A 20,464-nucleotide genomic window follows, 5' to 3' on the forward strand; every position below is an offset into this window, starting at 1 on the left:
GCCTCTGATGTATGTGAGGTATTCACGTCGGGGATGCGTGAGCATCTTCCATGGCTGTTTCGGTTATTTTCCCTACTACCATTCAGGCTTGTGATGGGCGTGCCAGTGCTTGGCAATATCAAGGCGGGTCGGCGTCCAGACCTTGTCATGGGACAGCACGTAATCCAGAAAGCGCTTTAGCGCGGCGGCCCGGCCCGGGCGGCCAACCAACCGGCAATGCAGGCCGACGGACATCATTTTCGGCGCGCCCTCTGCGCCTTCCTGATAGAGCGTGTCGAAGGCATCCTTCAGATAGGTGAAAAACTGGTCGCCGGAGTTGAAGCCCTGCGGCGTGGCAAACCGCATGTCGTTGGTTTCCAGCGTATAGGGAATGATCAGAAACGGTTTACCGTTAAGATCCGGCACCCAGAAAGGCAGGTCATCGGAATAATTGTCGGAGGAATAGAGAAAACCGCCCTCCTCCATCACCAGCCGCAGCGTGTTGTCGGAAGGCTTGCCCTGATACATGCCATAGGGCCGCTCCCCCGTCACCTCGGTATGCAGGCGCACGGCGTCCAGAATATGCTGACGCTCAACCTCCTCGGGGAAATCCTTATATTCCAACCAGCGATAGCCATGGCTGGCGATTTCCCAGCCCGCCTCTTTCATCGCCACTACCGCGTCCGGGTTGCGGGCCATGGCCAGCGTGACGCCATAGACCGTCACCGGTATATTGAGGGCCGTGAACATCCGATGCAGACGCCAGAAGCCAGCACGAGACCCGTATTCATAGATGGATTCCATGTTCAGGTTGCGCTGACCGGGCCATGCCGCCGCACCAACGATTTCCGACAGCAGATTTTCGGAGGCCGGGTCGCCGTCGAGGATACAGCTTTCGCCCCCCTCCTCATAATTGATGACGAACTGTACCGCCACACGCGCTTCTCCCGGCCAGCGGGGATCGGGGGTATGGCGACCATAGCCGATGAGATCGCGGGGGTAAGTTTCAGTCTTCATAGCTGCTACCTTCTGGTCTTGTGACAAGAAACGGTAAGCAACCCTGCCCTTTTTGTCGAGAGGGCATACAGCATCGTGAGATCAGGCGATCTTGCGCGCCGAGACCCGCCCCATCGGATGCAGCGAATGCACCACCAGTGGTGCTCCGGGCTCACGCTCGATAAACAGCGCCAGATTGGCAAACACGACAGGGTTTTGCAGCAGCGGCGCGAAATAGTGAGTCGCCGCCTGATGAAGGCGATCGCGGTGGCTGAGCGGCAACGGCCCGGTCAGGGGCATGTAGAAACGATATTCGTCCAGCACATGCGGATCGCCCCAGCGGTAGAGATTGGCAAATTGCGGCGCGCTGAGACGTTCGGGCGCCATGCGCTCAATTTCGGCATCACTGAGCGGCGCGCGGAACCGGTCGAAATTCTGCACCACCAGCGCCGCCACCCGATCCAGCTGGTTGGACGGATAGGTTAAAGTCAGACCGCAAAAATCACCGAGCTTTGCCACTTCCAGTCCCGGCAGCGTGAAAGGCTCGACAATACCGGCAAAATGCATCAACTCACGCAACAACTGGGCTTCACTGACCTCCGGATGCAGCGCGAATGGCGCTTTCAGGCAGCCATGGAACCCATTTCGACGCGGCAAGGCCGTATGAAAGGCAATCTCGTGCAGGCCAAGACCTGCCAGTCCCGGATGTTCGACCGGTTCATCGGAATAGACATTGCGTCCCAGCCAGCTGGCGGCTGCAAGCGACAGCGGGTCACGCGCAGAGGGTGTATAGCAAATCGAATATCGCATGCGGGTGGCCTCCGGCAGCGACGGGCGTCTGCAAAGACGCGCCAGGAGCGCTGCAAATCTTCTTAAGTTCTGCATTACGGCATGCTGGACCAAACTGATCCTGTCGCACACACCCTTGGCCCCAATGGATTTGTGGATTTATGCAACACATTCAAATCGATACAACGCCGTGCCTGCATTCTGCCAAACGCATGGCGCTGTCATGCAAAACAATCGAATCGACCATGACCGATAGCCCGCATGAGCAGTCAGATAGGGGATTTGCATGACACTATGACGAAAGTGACCGAGCATCAGGTTCACTTTTTACGCGAGATCACAGGAGGGTGATGAGAAGCGACCTCGCACGACGCAAGGCTCGACGCTTGAAATATTTATTAAGAGAATATTAAGGCCGGTTTATCAACCGACCGGGTTTTCCAACGGCGGTTCCACGGTTTTATCAGGGACACGGGAGGCGATCTGCAGATGATGGGCAAGCGTAAAACCATCCGGCATATCAAGCTCTGCACCGAAAATCAGCCGTAACGCCTGCTGCGCCAGGCTATGCGCCAGCCCGAAGCTGATCTTGAAACCGCCAGTCAGTGCAATCAGCCTGGGATGATCGGGATGCGGTCCAACCATGGGATCGCGGTCTATCGACTTGGGCCGCAGCCCCGCCCAGCGCTCCACCACCGGGGCGTCGCCCAGCATCGGCACCAGCCTGCGGGCCTTGGCAATCAGGGTTTCCAGCAGGTCATCAGTGGTCAAGGGCGCATCCCAGCGGTTTTCGCTGGTGCTGCCAATCGCCACATGCCCACCCTCATGTGGCACGGCATAAATGCCGTCCAGATAGACCAGCGGCAGCGCAGGATCGACATCGGCCTTCAGCAATGCCGCCTGCCCCTTGACCGCCATGCCGAGCGGCAGCACACCGGTCGGGCTGAAACCATCCAGCAGTGGAAAACTCCCGACGCCAGCTGAAACGATCACATGGCCGAAGGCAATCCGGCTTGTATCCGACAATTCAGCCCATTGCCGAGCCGGATCGATGGCACTGACTGCCGAACCCTCGATGATCCGGCAGCGCGGCGATGCAACAAGGGCCGCCTTCAGCGCCGCCGTCAAGCCGCGCGGCGACACCCGCGCCGCCAGCGTGTCATGCACCAGACCGGCTTGCGTGACAGAACTATCCGGCCAGCCATCACCAGCCGGGGAGTTGTCGATAACCTTCCAGGCAAATTGCCGATCTGCGGTTTTCCAGGCGGTTTCGGCGTCTTTTTCGTGCCGCTTGGCAATCACCCGCAGATGCGGCTTTGGCAAGGGCATCAGCCGCCCGGACCGGCGATAGCCCACAGCAATCCCTGTTTCCGTCTCAAGCCGCAATGCTTCTGTTTCCAGTGCCAGCAGCGCATCGAACTGAAACTGCTTCTTGCGATCCCATTTGTCCGGCATATAGGGCATGAGTGCGCCCAGCAGCCCGCCACTGGCGCCACCGGCCACCCGACCGCCATCGACCAGAACCACATTCAGCCCGGCCAGAACCGCAAAGCGCGCCGCCCACAGGCCCATGATGCCGCCGCCGACCACCAGAAGATCTGCCGCGAGGGTATTGGACGCGCCTTTGAGGGACAAGTGTTGACCGGAGACCGAAGCCGTCCTATCGCCTGTCTTCATGACCCACTCCACTTCCAATCCCGATCCGATGCCTGACGCCGAAACGGCTGACACCCAGCCGCTGAGCTGGCAGGACGGCGATATGCCCTATTCCACCGCGTTTGGCGACCATTTTTACTGCCAGACCGATGGCCGCCTGGAATGCGGCCATGTTTTCCTCGCGGGCAATGAATTGCCGCAGCGCTGGATCAACGCATCTTCGTTCCGCATCGGCGAACTGGGTTTCGGCACCGGGCTAAACGCCATGGAAACCTGGCGCCAGTGGCAGGCAACGCGCATGCCGAGCGGACATCTGACCTTCATATCCTTTGAGCTTTATCCGATGGCGCGCGCCGATATCGACCGCGCCCTGTCGCGCTGGCCGCAAATCGATGCAGAGCGGCAAGGCTTGCTGGCGCTGTGGCCGGATGAGCCCCAAGGTCAAGTCCAGCTCGACCTCGACGCCCAGACCCGGTTGATCGTGGTTTGCGGCGACGCGCTGGCCTCGCTGCAAGCCTGGAGCGACCCCTTCGACGCCTGGTATCTCGATGGCTTTGCCCCGTCCCGCAACAGCGCCATGTGGTCGCTGGATCTGATGACCCGGCTCTATCAGCTGACATCATCCGGTGGCCGCTTCGCCACCTATGCCGCTGCCGGTTTCGTACGCCGCAACCTGATCGAGGCGGGCTTTACCGTGGAGCGACGCCCGGGCTTTGCCGGCAAACGGGAAATGCTATGCGGGTCGAAGACCGAGCCGTCATGATTTCAGATACGCTGTCATCGACCGGATCGGTCCCACGGTCACAATGCCGTCTGCCTCGCACCGAGGTCCTCTGCCAGGGCCTGTGGCTGCGTCACCGCTGCGGCCCCCCCTAACCAATAGGCAATGCAGTCCTGGAGACGGTCGGGACTGACAGGCTTGAGGACGAGATCATCAAGACCGGCTTTATGGCAGGCCGCCTTGTCATAGGTGGAAAGATCTCCCGCAAGACCAATCAGCACGGTCGGCGCGGTCTGTGGCTGCTGGCTTTCCTCGGCACGGATCTGCCTGACCATATCAAGCACCCGTGCCCGGTCCTCAACGAGATCGATCAGCATCATCCCCGGCTGCCATTGGCGCCAGAGGGTCAGCGCCTCGCTTTCCCCCTCCACGCAGGCATGGCCCACACCCAGCGCCTGCAAGGCTTGATGGAAAAAATGACGCTCCGCTTCACCAGCATCCAGCACCAGCAGATCGATCTGCTCTTGCTGTATCACGCCCGACGGCATCAAGTCCGATTGCTCTTCCTCCGAGATCAGGGGCGCCTCAGCCTCCGGTTCCGCCCTCAGCGCGGAGACAGCGCCGCGCCGCGTTCCGCGCAACACGTCGATGACAACATTGCGCAGCAGGTTTTCACCCACCGGCTTGGTAAGCTGCGCCTGAATATTCAGCCCATCGGCCATTCTGTCGAGATTGAAGGGGGCATCCGCTGCCAGCAGGATGATCGACAGCGAATCGAACCGTCGGTCACCGCGGATCTTGCGCACCAGATCCAGCCCGCCGCCGCTGCGCCGGCAGCAATCGATCACAACCACCTCAATCGGGCTATTCTGGCTCTCGGCCTGTTCCAGCACGGCCAGCGCCAGCGCCGGATCGTTAACCGCCACGCCATCGAAGCCCCAACGGCAAAGCTGGTCATTAAGAATGCCGCAGCTGATATCATTGCTTTCGAAACCCAAGACCCGGGCACCGCGCAGATGAAAGCCGGCAAGGCTCGGTAGTTTTTCAGCCGCCATTGCAAAGGGCAGATTGACAGTCACGGTGGCACCTCGACCGGGTGCGCTTTCCACCCCGATCGTCCCGCCAAACAGATCGACAAGCCCACCGGCAATCGAAAATCCTAGACCCGCCCCATCCCGGTGATGCAAAGCCCCGTCATTCATCTGGGAAAATTTGGTAAAGGCCATCAGGCATTGCTCCGGCGTCATGCCATGGCCGGTATCCTCGATCCGCAGAACCAGCCATGCACGGGCGCGGTCACTCACCTCGGCATTCGTTTCAGAAATAGGATCTCCGTGGCTTTGGAGCGGGACGTCCAGATCCGGCTCTTCCTGGCGCAAACCGAGATCGACCAGCACATGGCCTCTGTCGGTGGCGCGGATTGCCTCCCCCAAAAGATTGGTGAGAATCTGGCGGAACCGACCCGCATCGCCCGCCAGCATATGGGTCAGCCTGCCCTGACCGCGCACCAGGATATCCACATCCTTTTCCGCGGCACGCCCGGCCATCAAGGTCACCACATCCTCCACCGCCGCCAGCGGATCGAAGGGGGCCGAGCGCAAGGACAGGCTACCGTCATCGATCTTCGAGAAATCGATGATGTCATTGATGATGGTCAGCAGCGAGCGCCCGGATTTGACGATCACATCGACAAAGGTCTTTTGCCGGGCATCAAGATTGGAAGACAGCAGCAATTCCGTCATACCCAGCACGCCGCTCATCGGCGTGCGGATCTCATGGCTCATATTGGCCAGAAACCGCGATTTGGCCTTATCCGCCGCCTCGGCCTGCGCCGCAAGCGTGGTCAGTTCCGCCTCACGCTGCTTGGCCTCGCTGGCATCGCTGATCACGAACAGCCAGCGGTCCTCGGCGCTGACAATCGCCTCGATACTGCGCCAGGCACCATCGCGCCGTTGCACCACGACGCTGGCGGAGGTGTCAGCGGACATCCTTGATCGCATCCGGTCGAGGAACCCCTTTGGATTTTCGCCGAAATCGCCCCGTTCGGCGCAGTAATCGAAAAGCTGGCGCCAATCCGCCCCTGTGCGCACCAGATGCGGCGACACGTTCAATATTTCCGCCAATTTATCGTTGCGGTAAAGGATACGGTCCGTCTGGATGACACACAGCCCCTGCGCCATGTGCTGGGTAGCCTCTTCCAGCAGCTTGCCGACATCCTGCAGCCGAGCACGGGCCTCGTCTATCTCGCGCTCGCGCAACCGCTGCTCGGTATAGTCAGAGAAAGTCAGCATGATCTGGCCATCGTCCAGCGGCGATGCCGTCACCACGATATGCCGGCGATCCGAAAGCGTCACCTCGGTTTGCCGCGCCGTCGTCAATGACCGCAATTCAAGACTATAGGCGGCGATCCGGCTTTCAGGGTCGATGCTATCAGGACTGGGGCTATCAGGATTGGGGCTATCAGGGTTGAGGCTGGCGTCATCGCCGGTCTTGAGTGGCCAGCCATTGGCATGGGCGTGGCGCAGATAATCCGCGAAACTTGTGCCCGTCATGGCCTGGTCTTCAGGCCAGCACACCATATTGCGTGCCATGAGGTTGGAAAAACTTAAACTCTGATCCGCATCGAGGATGATCACCCCGACCGGCATGGTGCGCAGGATGGCCTCTATATCGTCATAGAGCTTTTCGGCATGCGCCTTGGCTTCGCGCAATTGTCGTTCGCCGATCTTCAGCAGCGAAACATCCGCCAAAGTCCCGACGATATAAGGCGCGCCATCGTTCGTCTCGATCCGCTTCAGGCTGGTCAGCAAGGGCACGGTGTCGCCGTTGGGCATGATGATCAGCTGTTCGCGCTCCGTCGCGCATCCGGTTTCCAGGACCTCGATATTCTCCTGGCGCAGGGCCTCGCCTTCGGCAGGAAACATCTCGTCTTCGCGCAAGCCATAAAAGCGGGTCCGGTCGCCACCCAGCATTTGTTCATAAGCGGCATTGGCAAACACCAGCCGCCGGTCGCCATCGCGCAGAAAAACCGGCTCAGGTACATTTTCCAACGCTGCGCGGTAAAGAGTGCTTTCGCGCTCATAGGTCTGCGCCTCAGTGACATCGGTATAGAGCAGCAGAAACTGACCGTTTTCCAGGCGGTTGCCCCGGGCCGAAATCACCCGTCCGTTCGGCATGGCGATCTGGCATGGCTCTGGTTCGTCTATCGACGCGGCAAGGAATTGGCTGGATATATCCTCACCACTCCCATCCCATCCCGCACGTCCGATAACGTCGAGAACCGCCTGAAAATTCATGCCGAACTTCAGCTCGACCATTGAGTCACCCAACATCCTGGAGAAACTGGTGTTGAAATAGACAATATCGAGCTGCGGATCGAGAAGCAGAACCCCAAGCGGAATGAGATCGAGAAGCATCGCATAATCGGCTGGCAGGCAGGCACCAGGCGCCCCATGACCAACACCAGCGCTCCTAACTTGAGACGCGGCACCTCTGGAAATTTCAGCCATGGTAGAAGGCATCCGAGGGCCCGACAGCGGCGGCTCTTTCTTCCAGCCCCGGCTCTTGACCCGGCCAGGCCGCTCGCGAAACACCCCGAAGACATAGGGCATTTCATCTTCGGTGATGAAGCGCTCGATCTGCACCCGGCAATGCTGGCGACCGCTATGATCGAAGCACAGGGCCAGATGTTCTTCCGCAAACACCAGCGCCCGACGCTCGACATCCTCCCATGCCAGATCTTCCGGACGGTCCGTCAGCTCCCCTGCCCGGCGACCGAGAAGGTCATCAAGATCCGCCCCGAAAAATGCGACAAAGGCGGGATTGACGGCAACGAAACGAAGCTCGCTATCCTTGATGAAAGCGGGCACATCAAGCCTGGCGATTTTCTCGCACGCTATGGTGAGCAATCCGCCTTCTATCGGCAATGGTATCCCCTTTATTGCCCGAGCCGCCTGCATCACGGATGAACCTCTCTGTGCCCTTTTCCGCCGTTGAAACAACCCTATCACCAGGCAAAACACAAAACAAAGCGCCTGACTGAAAAAATCCTGTCAATCTCCTGTTTAACAAAGCTTTTTACCAGCAGGGGCAGCACCGTGCGCAAGACAGGGCCGAGCGCCCAGTCTTTGTGGCGGAGACGCGGCACATCAACCGGCAACCTTGTAGAATATTTTTTAATTTCAACATCTTATGAAATTTACCCTTGTGGCATTGATCGCTTTAAATGACGATAATTTAATCTTGGCTCCACAATTCCATCATTAATCTGCCCGTTTTCAGGATCATCTTCATAGCATTCTCTTCGGAGAAAAAGTTCTGAAAGGATCAAACCATGTCCGTATTTCGCATGAGTATGTCTGCGGGCCTTGTCGCCACTCTCGTAGGTGCCTCGCTGATGGCGACGGCCCCTGCCGCAGAGGCCCATGACCCGTTCTGGGGTGGCGTCGCAGCCGGTGCCGTCGGTGGCATCGTCGGCAGCGCCATCGTCAACGGAATGGATGGGGGACCGCGCTATTACCGGTCCTATGACCCACCACCACCGCCCCCACCGGTTTATCGGACCTATTATCGTCCGGTCTACGCGGCTCCGTGCCATTTCGAGCGGCGCTATGATGAATGGGGCGACAGCTACCGCGTTCAGGTCTGCCCCCGGTAATTGATCTGCCGCCCGTCACCCAGACGGGGTATATAGTAGAAATATTCAGCGCCCGCCCGTCCATGATGGGCGGGCGCTTGACATTTGGCCGCAAAACGCGCAAAAGCGGCGCAAGCTTTCAGCCTTCCGGCCGCCGCGTGAGCGCGCCACTGCATTCCGGCTTTGCCTATTTCGGCACTGTCATGCAAAAAAGGTATGGGTGCTTCATATATGACCGCATCAGCGGTCAAACGCACCGAAAGTCGTTTCCAACTTACAAGTTCCCAATTCACGCGGGGTTCTTGACGCCAAAGACCGCTATAATCGCAATGAGGCGATCGTGGCTCAGTGTCTTGGCGCCCCGAAAGGTTTATGAATTGACCAGTTTTAACGAACTTGGCCTCTCGCCGACTGTTGTCGCCACGCTGACCCAGCTTGGCTTCGAAACCCCTACCCCCATCCAGGCGCAGGGCATTCCAGTGGTGATGGCCGGTCGCGACCTGATTGGCCTTGCCCAGACCGGCACCGGCAAGACCGCTGCCTTTGGTCTGCCGATCATCGAGTTGCTGATGAAGGACGAACGCCGTCCCGACAATCGCACCACCCGCACGCTGATTCTTGCCCCGACCCGCGAACTCGTCAACCAGATCGGCGATAATCTGCGATCCTTCATTCGCAAGACCCCGATCAAGATCAACCAGGTGGTTGGTGGCGCATCGATCAACAAGCAGCAACTTCAGCTGGAACGTGGCACCGACATTCTCGTCGCCACGCCGGGCCGGTTGCTGGACCTGATTTCCCGCAATGCGATTTCGCTGCGCGCCGTCACCCATCTGGTGCTGGACGAAGCCGACCAGATGCTGGACTTGGGCTTCATCCACGACCTGCGCAAGATTGCCAAGATGGTTCCGGCCAAGCGCCAGACCCTTCTGTTTTCGGCCACCATGCCGAAGGCGATTGCTGATCTGGCCGGTAGCTTCCTCAACAATCCGGTCACCGTCGAAGTGTCGCCTCCGGGCAAGGCCGCCGACAAGGTTGAACAGTATGTTCACTTCGTCAACGGCCAGAACCATAAGACCGAACTGCTGAAGAAGACCCTTGCCGATCATCCCGATGGCCGTTCCATCGTTTTCCTGCGCACCAAGCACGGCGCGGAAAAGCTGATGAAGCATCTGGAAATCACCGGCTTCTCGGTTGCCTCCATTCATGGCAACAAGAGCCAGGGCCAGCGTGAGCGCGCCTTGAAGGGGTTCCGCGATGGGTCTATCCGCACGCTGATCGCCACCGACGTTGCCGCCCGCGGCATTGACATCCCGGCTGTCAGCCATGTGTTCAACTACGACCTGCCGGAAGTACCGGATGCCTATGTCCACCGCATCGGTCGTACCGCCCGTGCTGGCCGCGACGGCATTGCGATCGCCTTCTGCGGTCCCGACGAAGCTCGTCTGCTGCGCGACATCGAGCGGCTGATGGGTATTGAAATTTCCGTTGCCAGCGGTGAAGCTCCGGCTGACCGTGGCCGCCCTGCCCGTCCGACCCGTCGTGCAGGTGGCGGTGGTGCTGGCGCAGGTGCCGGAAACCGCAACCATGGCAACCCGGCCCGCAAGGATGGCCGTCCGCAAGGCCGTGGCCCACGCGAAGAAGGCAATGGTGGCGAACAGCGTTCTGCCCGCCCGGCCAACCGCAACAAGCCAGCCAATGGTCGCCCGGCCCGCCGCCCCGACCGTCCGCGCCAGGACGGCCCGGCCCGCGCCGGTGCAGGCGGCCAGCGCCGCGAGCGTTAATCTTCCTCTGTGATTTTGCGAAAGGCCGGTTTTTCCGGCCTTTTTCTTTCGCCAGAACAGATGAAAAACGGCTGAAAGTGGCAAAAGGGCCGTGTGTTTCATCAAACACACGGCCCTTTATCATGATTGCTTGCCCGTCTATTTTCAAAACAAACGGGCTGCTTGATGCGGCATCAGCCGACGATATCCTTGGTGATTTCCGCCAGGCAATATTCGGCCACAGCAGCAATGGTCCAGGCCGGGGTAGCAGCACCGGTAGAGCCGGGAATCAGAGAACCGTCGACCACATAGAGGCCGGGTACCGGCGTGTCGTTGGCCGCCTTGACCCTGCCGAATCCGTCACAGGCCTTGCCAAGCACGCAGCCGCCAAGCGGATGGGCCGTGACGCCATAGGCCACCACGAATTCCTCCTTCACCGTGTTGGAGTTCCAGCCTTCCAAGAGCCGGGCGTGATGCAGCCGGGTCGATTGCAGAGCCGGCAGTGCACCGCGATAGGAGAGCGGGCCGTTGCGCAGGATCAGGCTCTCGCCGTCCTTGCTGGCATTGATCTCACCCCATTCAGTCAGCACAGTGGCCAGCGCTGTGATCGAATCCAGCACGCCGACATTGGTGTCGCCATCTTTGGAAGGCACCGTGCCTGCATCCGGCGTATTGGGATAATAAAGACTATAGACCGTACGACCCGAAGAACTGGCCGATGCCGCATCCTCTACAAAATAGCCAGGCGCTGGCTGATAGCAGACCGACATATTATAGGTATTTTGCAGATTGTCGGCTTCGTCAAACCAGGCCGGATAGAGCATGAGGCGAATGAAAGACGCCGAATTGTGGCTCTTCATGTAGTCGATCGAATCGTCGAAGGCCACCTTCAGCTCGTCGTCAGAAAGGTCGTGATCCAGACTTTCGTCCTTGACGAAATAGAAGGAGGCATCGGTCGAGCCGGGACCGCCGTCCGAAGGCCGCGTCTTGCAGCTCATGTCCTGGGTGCCGGTGACATCACCGTTCTGGCCCCAGAATTGGCCGACATATTTGCTCAACGCTGGCAGGCCGGAGGTGTCAGGCGCTTGCGGATTGGGGTTGTTGGAATATTCCAGCAGCATGGATGCCGTATGCATAGAACCAGCCGAGAAGATCACGTTCTTCGCCCGATAGGTCACCGATGTCGGATTGGCGACATCGGTTGGCGAGATCTCCTCGACAGTGACGACATAGACCGGGCTCACACTGTTGGAGCTCAGATCCTGGTAGACATTGGTGACATTGCTGAGGCATTGAATGTCAAGTAGGCCGGTTTCCTTGGCCTGTTTCAGGTAGTTCTGGTCCAGCGCCTTCTTGACGCCCAGCAATTCCTTTTTCCCCAATGGCTTGGTCGAGACCGAATAGCTGTTCATGCCATACCACATTTCGCCGATGATGGCGGACGGCAGCATTTCAGCATTGACTTCCTTGCAGACCACGCCCCAGTCGAGCGCCAGCTTGGTATATTCCAGCGTGACTGACTGGATCGGCGTTTCGACGGCGCCCGACTTAACGACCTCATCGATCTTCTCGACCTGCGCCCTGAAGCTACGGGTAGAGAGATAGGGCGGGCTGTCCTTGAGCGGATAGGAGACCGTCAGGTCCGCATCGCTGCTGACCGGCACCGTCACCGACACCTTGTTTTCCTTGGCGTCGATGGTTTTCGGTCCCATCATCTGCTCGACCGTATCGTAATGCTGCGCCAGTTCGCCATAGGATAGCAGCACATCCTCGTAGGAATCCAGATTTTCCGGGTCGCGGAAGGCCAGGGTGAAGGCCAGTTGCGACGGCTTCTGGAAGAACGAGTTATAGACCTGCGACGTGCCGCCCAGCCCCGCGCCGACAATGGTGGTCATCGTCGGCAAGCTGCCATCAAAAGCGGTGATCGTCTCGACCAGGCCGGGATAGACCGGAATCGGGCGCTGCGCATAGGTGGTCATCGTATTGAAGTTGGCGGTCGCGTCACCCAAATCCTCTGGCTGGCCATAGGTGACCGGTGGGGATTGCGGCGTGCCGAACGGCTCGACATTCACCATCCAGCCAGCGCGGCCATCCGGCTGGCGATAGTTGCTAAACGGCGGCGCGGTGGTGGGCTGGCCTGTCAGATTGCCCCACCAGTCCTTGCCGCGCTCCAAAAGCAGCACGGGCTTACCGGTACCCTTGGGACGATCAACCTTCTGGAAGGCCTCGCATAGCCTGAGCGCGGCGACGCTGCCGCCGAAGCCGGAGCCGATGATGATCGTTTCATAAACCGGCGGACCACCATTTCCGGGAATGGCAATTTCTTCGGCTGGCGCCGAAATGTTTTTCGAAGACACGATAAAGACCCCCTAGAAAATATTGGGTTCGGAAGAAATATGAGGTTCAGGGCAGGCCTGTCCGGTCCGGATAGCACCGGACAGGCCTGTTACGTTTCATGGTTGTTTTTCGGGAAAACTTGTTTCCCAACCGTTCGACAGGAAGGGAAATCAAACTCACATGACAATGTGCTGGTGGTTGGCATTCATCTCGACGACTTCACGGCGAAGCGAGGGAATGACATTCTGATTGCTGGAGACAATCTCCGCCATGATTTCAGAAATGCGCGTGCAATCGGCTTCGACATAGCCAAGACGGGTGATTTCCGCCGTGCCGACCCGCATGAAGCCATCCACATGGATGTTATGCTGCTTCAGCTTATCGCGATATCCCTGCCCCATCTGCCGGTCGAGCTTAGGAAGCACTTGGTGGCAATAGGATAGTTCCGAGAATTTCTTGGTGGACTGGCCCCGCATCTCATAGCCCTTGGCTTGCAGCGTGTTGGCGAAAGCGCGCGAGTTCTTCACCACCTGCTCGGCATAACGCTCCCACGGCACTTCATCGATGACGATGCCCAGCGAAGCGATGCGCGCCAGATGCGGATTGCAAATCATCGTCGGCCCGTTCAACGGCGTGAAATTGGAGACGATGTCGATGCGATCGTTCAATTCTTTGCTGTTGGTGACGATAATGCCGCCCTGCGGACCGGGGAATGTCTTGTGGGTCGAACCAAACAGAATATCCGCGCCCTCGTTGAGCGGGTCCTGATACTGTTTGCCAACGATCAGGCCAAGGCTGTGCGAGCCATCATAGGCAACGATGCCGCCATAGCTATGCACAAGATCGGCCACTTCGCGCACAGGCATGGGAACGGTGAAGATCGACGCACCAAGAATGACCAGTTTCGGCTTTTCCCGCTCAAGCAGTTCCAGAGTGGCTTCCAGATCAAGCTGCCACTCTTCATCATCGAAAGGAAGCGGCAAGGAGACGCGGTCAAACACCTCATAATTGAAGGGATAGCCGCCACCTGGAAAGAAAGGCGGCACGCGCCCAACCTTGTCGCCCGGCGACGTCAGCGCGAACACAACGGCCATCAGGCTCGCACTACCGGAAATCGGGGAAATATTCACATACTCGGCGTTGAAAAGCTTTTTGGCCTTCTGCTCGGTAATCGAGACGATTTCCTGGGAAATATCGGTACCGGCATAAAATGGCGCCGCATATCGGGACGCAAGGTCGGAACTCAGAGCGGCCAAAGCGGCCGGAGACATACGGTTTTCACTGACGATCAGGTTAATAGCACCCGTTCTCACATCATTATGCTTGCTAATAAGTTTTACAATTTCATTCATAATTCGCCTCGTTAATCCTGGGAGGTTTAAGGACTGCGCGCGAGAATTAGCAGTCAGTAAATTTTAAAACTACCCTAAATTGTAACTGTAATTTTTGATTGTTTTTTTCAACCCAAAAAAAGTCATTCGGGGCCGTAAGGACGGAGACGTCAGGATTTTGCCGGCGCACGCGGAGCCAGCTTCATGATCTCCAAGAGCTAGACTTGGAGATACATAAGCAAGAACAATATGTTATGTTATTTATTAGGAGAAGCTTCAACAGCAGGCAGCAAGGCAGCGCGAGGCTCCGTACCGCAATCGACCCGTTTTCGCAATCGGCTTCAGATCCAACCGCGCCCATACCGAGCAGCCCTTGATGAGCGATGGTCCCAGGCTTTTAGCGGCGTATTCAACAGGTCATACGGCGCATGAAAGCTAGAGAACGGCACCCATCGCTTAATCGATCTATTCGCCAAAAGCCGATGCTTTTTAACGATCAAGCCCCAACGATCTGGATTTGCGGATCGTTGCATGATTGGCCTCGGCCCAATTTTTCATCAGATGAAACGGTACCAACAAGGAACGCCCAAGCGGAGTGAGGTCATATTCCACCCGCTGCGGGACAACCGGATAGACCCGGCGTTCGACAAGGCCATCCAGTTCCAATCGCCGGAGCGTCTGCGACAGCATCCGCTGCGAAATATCGGGAATGCATCGCTTAAGCTCTGAAAACCGCAGCGTTCCCCCTTCGAGGTGCAGAGCGATCAGCATGCTCCAGCGGTCGGAGACGCGGTGAAGCACATCGCGTATGGGGCAATTTTCCAGGTTGTTTTCCAGAGTTTCCATCACGTTAAACGATTGCCCGGTTACCTCAGGGTTACCAGGTAATTTCTCGCTCCCTTTCTTGCGCCGCTTACCGCCGCGCCATAGCCTGGCGCGACTGGTAACTAGAAGAGAGCAGGTTCAATAATGGATGTAAAGACAAACTCCCGCACAGCGGAACACCCAATCGAAGATTTCTTCGTGGATCGCTGGTCTCCCCGCGCCTTCACCGAAGAGACGATTTCCGAACAGGATCTGCTTGGCGTGCTGGAGGCGGCGCGCTGGGCACCCTCCGGCCTGAACGCCCAGCCCTGGCGCTTTATTTACAGCTTTCGCGGAGAATCGCAATTTGATGGAGTCATCGCGGCGCTCTGGGAAGGAAACCAGGTCTGGGCGCAACATGCGGCAGCGCTGATCGTCATCACCACAAAGACAACTCTCATTCCACCGGGCAGCGATGCGGAGGTACCCAATCCCGGCCACACCTTCGACGCGGGAACAGCCTGGGGCTATCTGGCTCTCCAGGCCCATCTGAAGGGCTGGTCCACCCATGCCATGGGCGGCATCGACCCGGTAAAGACTGCCGAAGCGGTCAATATGCCCGAGGGATATGCCATGCAGGTGGTCATCGCGATCGGGCGACGCGCCAGTGCCGACCAGCTTCCCGAGGCGCTGCGCGGACGCGAGGCACCAAGCCCGCGCCGCCCTGTCGACGCCTCCGCTTTCCACGGCACATTTCCCCTTTGAACTGAATAGAGACCAGAATCATGAGCGACTATAAAAAGGCGATTGTCAGAAAACTCATTGAAGAGGTTCAAGTCGGCGGCAATTACGCCGTCTTCGATGCCTTGATGCATCCAGATTTCATCGACCACACGCCCACGCCCGGCTTTTCACCTGATCGCGACAGCGTGCGGGCATTCTACCGTGCTTTCCACGCCTCCTTCTCCGAACCTGTCTGCGAGATCGATTTCCAGACCGCCGAAGGCGACCTCGTCACCACCCGCAAGGTCTATTCCGTTACCCATTCCGGCCCCTTTAACGGCATTCCGCCAACCGGACGGCGTATAACATTCGACGTTATCGATGTGCTGGAGGTCGAAGGCGAGTTCATTACCGCGCATTGGGGCATTCTGAACCTCATGAAGATCGTCGCGCAGATAAGCTGACCCTTGAAATAGCCGGCGCGCGGAATCATCTGCGCGTCTGCGTCTGCGCCTGTCTCGGAACGAGGGGGCTGAAGAAAAGGTCCGAATCAAGGGATCGAAGCCCAAAAAAGCTCCAAATCTTTGTCGCCACCTTGATCCGGCACCCTTCTGCATAATTCCTTAAACCAGAATCGATTCAACGAATTATACAGCAGATATAAAATCTTACAGCGCCGTGGAAATTTAATGAAAATGGCGCGCCGTCTCAGGCGATGATGAGAACTATGTCTACGCTATCGCCCTCTAATGCCCTCCACAGCTCTCCTTTGAGTCGATTGAGCGACAATACCCACTTTAGCGCACTTCAGATCCAAGGCTGCAAAAGCTGCGGGGTGAAAAAGCGGCCGTCGCAATGTTTCGCAAGTTCGCATAGCTCTAAGCTGGCGGCGTTTCGAGAGCGTCCAGAACATCCCGTCCCAGACTAAATCGTTCTCGATACCCAGGAAGGCACGTGCAACTGCGTGAACGCTCCAGGCCGATGAGCGCGATGACGTCGTCCGCCCTTTCCGATGGGATTCGCATACGACCGTCGCGAAGGGCGAGATACAGCGCTTCGACGGCAGGTTGATCGCCGAGGTCGGCGATGGCCGTCGGATGACAAAAGAGGTCTAACGACCAGCCAGGCGGTCGCGCTTTCATTAGGATGCCGGCGCGGGTACGCCCCTTTCGTTCATCAATAACCGGCAGGAGACATCGAGAGGCGGCGACCGCGATCGTCGCGGCCTCGCCGTCGTCCAGCGAAGGCGAGGTCGACGTGAGTTCGTGGAATATCTCGTATTCCACGTCGGTTATATTGGCGAGAGTCACGATTCCACCCGTCACGAGGCCGTGCAGAAAGCTGTGCTCGCCGTTACGGCGGCTCGTCTCGTGCTCCAGTTCTCCAGCCACAATCTCCGGCACGACGATATCGTTAGGGATGGCCGTGAGGATGCGCTCGCCATGCTTGCAAGCGTGAAGATTGATCAGAACACTCGTGTCGAGAACAAGCGGATCCGCGATATCAATCAGGGAGCTTGAGCAACTCATCCGTCTCTCTTTCCTCAAGCTCGATCTGGTCAATAATGCCGCGAAGCTCCACTCGGCCCACCTTTAATAGTTCCGCCAACTGTCCTTCAGACATCAGTTCACGCTTCCAGGCGGCATGCGCCATCAGGCTCATGCGGTGGGAAATGGGCCGGTCCGCGTCGCTCTTCGCTGGATCGCGGCGATCGGTCATTTCGCCGAGAACCTCCTGGACATGCTCATCGGTGATGCCGCCGTTGTTTTCGAACCAGGCCCAGGTGCCCTTCTTGGCAAGGCCTAATTCCTCGAGTCGGAGAGCGCACGCTTGGCGCGAGATATTATACTGTTGGGCGAGGAGAATGATCAGACGCCGGGTCGTTTTGCCGGTGATCTCCTTCAGTTGGCGGAAGCTTTCCGAGAAACTCTCGGCTGGCGTCACGAATGCACGGCCAAAAGCGTTAGCATAACGCTCATCGCGTGACAGGAATTTCTCATCGTCTTCAAGCACCTCCGGAGTCTGGCGGGTGCCATAGAAGTGGCCGAGTTCATGCGCCGCGGACTGGATGCGCCGCGGCAATGGATGGTTGGCATTGAGAAGAATGCACGCGCCGACGCTTTCATCGTAGGTGAAAAGACCGGCAACCTTCGAACCGGAAGAAAGCCGGCGCTGATACAACCGGATGCCGAGACCCAGGTCGATGACCGAGAAGATGTCAGCAATCGGTCCCGGACCAAGACCCAGCCAGTCGCGCAAATCCTTCGCATGCTTTTCGGCCAGGGCCACAACGTCGCCCTCGTTGATGCCGCGCTCCGGGGGATAATTTCGCCGCCGCTGGATGCCGAGGATGTTCTCCAGTTCAACGTCGGCTTTGATTAGGTCGTTGAACAACTGAACGGCTTCGTTGGTGTGTGCGTCCTCGGTTTCCCGCAATTTGCGGAAGCGGGGCATCAGATCGGTATGCACAGCTTCTCGGCGGAGGAGTGCGTTCACCGATACGCCGTAGTGGCGGGCGAGCATCTGGATTTCCTGAATGCGCACCCGGCGCACACCCTTCTCGATTGATACCAGCGTTGGGCGGGACATGCCGATGACTTGAGCCGCGTCATCCTGGCGGATTTCTGCATTCTCCCGTGCTATCCGTAGCCGACGTCCAATTTCCTGTGCGCTCAGCTCATTCAGATCGCCCATAGCGCCCTCCATCCATCCAGCTCTTCAAGAAGCTTTGTTCTCCTTGTGCGGACAGAAATGCCCGCCATTCCTCGGCATGCGTTACCAACATCGTCCTCAGTTTCTTCAGAGCTTCCTCGTAGCTTTCCCCTATTGCGGCCGCGATTTGCCAGGCGTGAACGCGAAGGTCGTCGTCAGGCAAGCCGCTCATGTCCGCGAGATGCTGCAGGTGGCGCACACCGACGCTTCCGTACTCGACCATGATGTCCCGATCAGCCTTCTGGGGTATGACCGACAGAGCATCGCCAGCGTCAGACGCGGCAAGGTCGGACACGACATACGTTCGAGGTGCCTCGTTGACGCCAGCGGCATGCATGCTGAGGCGTCTCAGCATGCAGGCAGCGCACAGGCCACACTGCTTCTTGCCACCTACATTGACGATCCGGCGGGTCTGCCAACAGGAATGGGTACTCGTCAGATGCCCTTCGGACTTTCCGGCTATGCCCAAAAATGCGCGTAGCGTCTGGCCTTTCGTAGACCACAGACGCGGCTGCTCAAACTGGACCCGGTAGCCCTGCAATGCCTTGATGAACCGCTCCATCTTCCGGAAGAACGTCGGATGGTTACGATAGTCGGCGTAGATGTTGTGCAGCGGAAGCAGCACGGGACCAAGCGCGCCCTGGCCGCTCTCCGGAACTACGATACGCGGCACGCTTGAGAGCTGCGCGGCAATCGCCGTCACCGCCGCAAACTGGAATCCGCGCGAGCGGAAGCTGCTTTCGTTGCCGCGGTACCCCTTAACCTTGAACGGAATTCGCGTGAAATAGCTGTCACCATTTTTCCGGCGCTGGCGATTGCCGGCGACGCGAATACAGAGCGCCTGTTCCTTGTCCCCGCTGAGAGCTGAGACGGCACGGGAATCCAAACCATCGCTATAGGCGACAGCGAAGGTTTTGGTCTTGCCGAAGTCCAGCGGCATCTGCCGCGAGCCGATAGGCGACAGGTTCTTCGCCTGAACGAAGGTAAATCGCCACGAGTCGCCGGTCAGATGGTTCAAGACGCTATGAAGGCTCTTCAGGACATCCGGCTTCTGCCAACTCTTGAAGTCGATAACTGGAAGGGTCACATCCAAGGTGCGGCGCCAGCCCAGCGGACGCTTCCAACGACGGTCAGCGAACTCGACGGCGGCACAGAGGACCAGCAAGTCGTAATGCAGCGGTTCGCACCCCTTCACGTCGAAGGTATCCAGAACCGCTGCGTCGAAACGAATGTGCCGGCCGACCTCTGCGGTCGCCGCGTCCTTCGGGACGGTGCGGCCCGGCTTCTGCCCCTTCTCGATAACGAACAGGCGCTTGTTTGGCATCGATGACTTGTTCGGATGGGTGCTCACTCCTCGGGCCCCGCGTCTACGCCGGCTTTCTTCTGAACTGCCTGACTGAAAGCGCGCTTGTTGCCCGTTGCTAAGGCGTCGCTGAGTTCACTGGACTTGATCGCAGCGAACGTCTCGCGGTTCCGCTCGATTCCCTTCCGGTACTCTTCTCGGCTCATATCGCCGAGTTCGCGGGCACGGATGCATTCTTCGTCGAGGCGGTTCTTGGTAATGCCGATCCACTCTTTTGCCGTGCTTTCGAGCGCCTCACCGAGGGCCTTGTCGGGAGACATTTGATCTTGGAGGTTGGCTATCAAATGCCGTTGTAGGGCGTCCGTCAAAGGCAACGGCGCATGATTGTCGAAAATCGTTTCGACCGTCGTGACAGGGTCCAGGTCCATTTGGGCACGCCCGGCGTGAGCTTTGAGTTCATCGAAAAGAGGACTGAATGCCTTCATGTCCACGTCACCAATCATGCTGTGGCACGCATGCATCGTGCGCTCTTCCGGGCTCGCGGCATCACTGACCAGTTCCTGGCCGTAGCGCTTCCAGCGGCTGGGCAGTTCCGCATTTCTGAATGGTCCATCAGTCATGATCGCCTCCCATGTCGGCAACATAGGCACGTAATCTGACAAAGTCAATATTTAATGGATATGTCCTGACATTTTGGACCAGTGGAATGCCATC

General features: G+C 58.3%; 16 protein-coding genes. 5 read left to right on the top strand and 11 right to left on the bottom strand.

The annotated features are described in order from the left end of the window. Positions 1 to 75 precede the first annotated feature (75 nt). The 3 genes from puuE to FS819_RS10965 form a co-directional block, all read right to left on the bottom strand. Positions 76 to 996: an allantoinase PuuE gene (puuE, locus tag FS819_RS10955; protein WP_156546775.1), complete on the bottom strand. Its 921-nt coding sequence runs from the start codon at positions 994 to 996 to the stop codon at positions 76 to 78. An 81-nt stretch (positions 997 to 1,077) separates the two neighbouring features. Further along, on the bottom strand, positions 1,078 to 1,785 hold the full coding sequence (locus FS819_RS10960) for a DUF1045 domain-containing protein (protein WP_156546776.1): 708 nt from the start codon (positions 1,783 to 1,785) through the stop codon (positions 1,078 to 1,080). 402 nt (positions 1,786 to 2,187) lie between these two features. Beyond that, complete coding sequence (locus FS819_RS10965; RefSeq protein ID WP_197433999.1) at positions 2,188 to 3,441, bottom strand: NAD(P)/FAD-dependent oxidoreductase; 1,254 nt, start codon at positions 3,439 to 3,441, stop codon at positions 2,188 to 2,190. On the opposite strand from FS819_RS10965, the gene mnmC2 reads away from it, so the two are divergent. Continuing rightward, a complete protein-coding gene (gene mnmC2, locus FS819_RS10970; RefSeq protein WP_156546778.1) occupies positions 3,440 to 4,183 on the top strand; it encodes a tRNA (5-methylaminomethyl-2-thiouridine)(34)-methyltransferase MnmC2 in 744 nt (247 codons plus the stop codon). The genes FS819_RS10965 and mnmC2 overlap by 2 nt on opposite strands. A 38-nt stretch (positions 4,184 to 4,221) precedes the next feature. On the opposite strand, the gene FS819_RS10975 is transcribed toward mnmC2, so the two are convergent. After that, a complete protein-coding gene (locus tag FS819_RS10975) occupies positions 4,222 to 8,067 on the bottom strand; it encodes a PAS-domain containing protein (RefSeq protein WP_197433998.1) in 3,846 nt (1,281 codons plus the stop codon). Positions 8,068 to 8,474: 407 nt separating this feature from the next. Between FS819_RS10975 and FS819_RS10980 the strand changes: the two genes are divergently transcribed. Both FS819_RS10980 and FS819_RS10985 read left to right on the top strand, forming a co-directional pair. Continuing rightward, positions 8,475 to 8,798: a hypothetical protein gene (locus FS819_RS10980; protein ID WP_015916828.1), complete on the top strand. Its 324-nt coding sequence runs from the start codon at positions 8,475 to 8,477 to the stop codon at positions 8,796 to 8,798. Between the two features lie 356 nt (positions 8,799 to 9,154). Then, the gene (locus FS819_RS10985; RefSeq protein WP_475378345.1) at positions 9,155 to 10,561 is read left to right on the top strand and encodes a DEAD/DEAH box helicase; all 1,407 of its coding nucleotides are present in this window, start codon (positions 9,155 to 9,157) and stop codon (positions 10,559 to 10,561) included. 173 nt (positions 10,562 to 10,734) lie between these two features. On the opposite strand, the gene FS819_RS10990 is transcribed toward FS819_RS10985, so the two are convergent. From FS819_RS10990 to FS819_RS11000, 3 genes are all read right to left on the bottom strand, one after another. Beyond that, positions 10,735 to 12,897, bottom strand: a complete 2,163-nt coding sequence (locus tag FS819_RS10990; RefSeq protein WP_197433997.1) for a GMC oxidoreductase — start codon at positions 12,895 to 12,897, stop codon at positions 10,735 to 10,737. A 156-nt stretch (positions 12,898 to 13,053) separates the two neighbouring features. Further along, positions 13,054 to 14,229, bottom strand: a complete 1,176-nt coding sequence (locus tag FS819_RS10995; protein ID WP_156546784.1) for an aminotransferase class V-fold PLP-dependent enzyme — start codon at positions 14,227 to 14,229, stop codon at positions 13,054 to 13,056. A gap of 468 nt (positions 14,230 to 14,697) precedes the next feature. After that, positions 14,698 to 15,054: a winged helix-turn-helix transcriptional regulator gene (locus tag FS819_RS11000; protein WP_194417297.1), complete on the bottom strand. Its 357-nt coding sequence runs from the start codon at positions 15,052 to 15,054 to the stop codon at positions 14,698 to 14,700. Between the two features lie 123 nt (positions 15,055 to 15,177). Between FS819_RS11000 and FS819_RS11005 the strand changes: the two genes are divergently transcribed. Together FS819_RS11005 and FS819_RS11010 are read left to right on the top strand one after the other, a co-directional pair. Continuing rightward, positions 15,178 to 15,777, top strand: coding sequence for a nitroreductase family protein (locus FS819_RS11005; RefSeq protein ID WP_156546785.1), 600 nt, complete (start codon positions 15,178 to 15,180; stop codon positions 15,775 to 15,777). A 20-nt stretch (positions 15,778 to 15,797) separates the two neighbouring features. Then, a complete protein-coding gene (locus FS819_RS11010) occupies positions 15,798 to 16,199 on the top strand; it encodes an ester cyclase (protein ID WP_156546788.1) in 402 nt (133 codons plus the stop codon). Between the two features lie 414 nt (positions 16,200 to 16,613). Here the strand turns inward: FS819_RS11010 and FS819_RS11015 are convergent, their stop codons facing one another. From FS819_RS11015 to FS819_RS11030, 4 genes are read right to left on the bottom strand one after another with little or no spacing between them, the layout of a single operon-like run. Further along, entirely contained in the window at positions 16,614 to 17,264 is a 651-nt protein-coding gene (locus tag FS819_RS11015; RefSeq protein WP_234625123.1) for a PIN domain-containing protein, read from the bottom strand. Next, entirely contained in the window at positions 17,239 to 18,429 is a 1,191-nt protein-coding gene (locus FS819_RS11020) for an XRE family transcriptional regulator (protein ID WP_234625122.1), read from the bottom strand. Before FS819_RS11020 ends, FS819_RS11015 begins: the two co-directional genes overlap by 26 nt. Then, a complete protein-coding gene (locus tag FS819_RS11025; protein ID WP_234625121.1) occupies positions 18,413 to 19,798 on the bottom strand; it encodes a 7-cyano-7-deazaguanine synthase in 1,386 nt (461 codons plus the stop codon). Before FS819_RS11025 ends, FS819_RS11020 begins: the two co-directional genes overlap by 17 nt. Continuing rightward, entirely contained in the window at positions 19,795 to 20,370 is a 576-nt protein-coding gene (locus FS819_RS11030; protein ID WP_234625120.1) for a hypothetical protein, read from the bottom strand. The genes FS819_RS11025 and FS819_RS11030 overlap by 4 nt, the downstream gene beginning before the upstream one ends. Between the last annotated feature and the right edge of the window lie 94 nt (positions 20,371 to 20,464).

The sequence above is a fragment of the Allorhizobium sp. Av2 genome (assembly GCF_021462805.2).
GTDB classification, from domain to species: Bacteria; Pseudomonadota; Alphaproteobacteria; order Rhizobiales; family Rhizobiaceae; genus Allorhizobium; species Allorhizobium vitis_G.

Coding starts and splice junctions, on each gene's coding strand:
- FS819_RS10965 (WP_197433999.1), bottom strand. CDS start 3,441: ATGAAGACAGGCGATAGGACGGCTTCGGTCTCCGGTCAACACTTGTCC.
- puuE (WP_156546775.1), bottom strand. CDS start 996: ATGAAGACTGAAACTTACCCCCGCGATCTCATCGGCTATGGTCGCCAT.
- FS819_RS11010 (WP_156546788.1), top strand. CDS start 15,798: ATGAGCGACTATAAAAAGGCGATTGTCAGAAAACTCATTGAAGAGGTT.
- mnmC2 (WP_156546778.1), top strand. CDS start 3,440: ATGACCCACTCCACTTCCAATCCCGATCCGATGCCTGACGCCGAAACG.
- FS819_RS10980 (WP_015916828.1), top strand. CDS start 8,475: ATGTCCGTATTTCGCATGAGTATGTCTGCGGGCCTTGTCGCCACTCTC.
- FS819_RS11000 (WP_194417297.1), bottom strand. CDS start 15,054: ATGGAAACTCTGGAAAACAACCTGGAAAATTGCCCCATACGCGATGTG.
- FS819_RS11020 (WP_234625122.1), bottom strand. CDS start 18,429: ATGGGCGATCTGAATGAGCTGAGCGCACAGGAAATTGGACGTCGGCTA.
- FS819_RS11015 (WP_234625123.1), bottom strand. CDS start 17,264: ATGAGTTGCTCAAGCTCCCTGATTGATATCGCGGATCCGCTTGTTCTC.
- FS819_RS10995 (WP_156546784.1), bottom strand. CDS start 14,229: ATGAATGAAATTGTAAAACTTATTAGCAAGCATAATGATGTGAGAACG.
- FS819_RS10960 (WP_156546776.1), bottom strand. CDS start 1,785: ATGCGATATTCGATTTGCTATACACCCTCTGCGCGTGACCCGCTGTCG.
- FS819_RS11030 (WP_234625120.1), bottom strand. CDS start 20,370: ATGACTGATGGACCATTCAGAAATGCGGAACTGCCCAGCCGCTGGAAG.
- FS819_RS11005 (WP_156546785.1), top strand. CDS start 15,178: ATGGATGTAAAGACAAACTCCCGCACAGCGGAACACCCAATCGAAGAT.